The organism is Paenibacillus baimaensis (genome assembly GCF_025567575.1).
Map to the genome: position 1 here is coordinate 1 of NZ_JAOQIO010000017.1, position 895 is coordinate 895.

Annotated in this window: 1 protein-coding gene; it reads left to right on the plus strand. The window is 38.9% G+C overall.

The genetic code is table 11. The features are described 5' to 3' along the window. Positions 1–112 precede the first annotated feature (112 nt). Positions 113–895 (plus strand): metallophosphoesterase (locus OB236_RS08115; protein WP_262683505.1); only part of this gene is annotated, 783 nt, incomplete at its 3' end.

Below are 895 nucleotides of genomic sequence, written 5' to 3' on the forward strand. Positions count from 1 at the left end.
GCAACTGTTAATCGGTTTAGTGACCAGATTTCCAATTCGGTCTACCCTGGTGGCGGCCGAGATAAATGAACAGTGAACGATCCTGTTAAAATATCAGATTTAGGGAGAGCCAATGCAAACTTTTGATTTGATTTCTGACATCCATCTTGAATTCTGGATTCCTTTTTTTCAAAATGTGAATAGAATGAGATCTCAAATAGATTCATTCATTGATGATATACTGCCTGATAAACCATCAAAAGTACTAGTAATCGCTGGTGATTTAGGGCATTACAATGAACAGAATATTCTTATGTTGACAAGCTTTAGGCGGTATTACGAATATGTACTGTTTACATTTGGGAACCATGACTTATATATGATTTCCTCCGCGCAGCGAGAGCTTTATAACAATAGCTCTATAAATCGTTGGGGAGAAATGAAACAGCATGCAGCAGAAATTCCTGGTGTTTTTCCGCTAGATGGACATCTGATGGAAATTGAGGGCGTAACATTCGGTGGCACAGGGATGTGGTACGATTATTCGTTTGGCATTCAAGAGTTAGGTATGACAAAAGCAAGACTCCATGAACTGTGGAAACGAACGATGAATGATGTAAATTATATTATCGAGTCTCCTATATTTCTGCAGGAAGAGGAGAAACTTGCAAAGGTATTTAAGCAATGCAACGTTGTAGTTACTCATGTCGGACCTGATTGGTCTAATGTGCATGGGAAATATCGGATAGATCCTATCACAAGTTTTTTCTACTTTGATGGTTCCAAATGGTTGTCTCAAGCTAGTGGAAAGATTTGGTGTTACGGACATACTCATTCTCGTAATGATTATGCGATAGAGGGTTGTCGTCTAGTAAATAATGCACTGGGCTATCCGAACGAAAATCCTTTCTCAAAG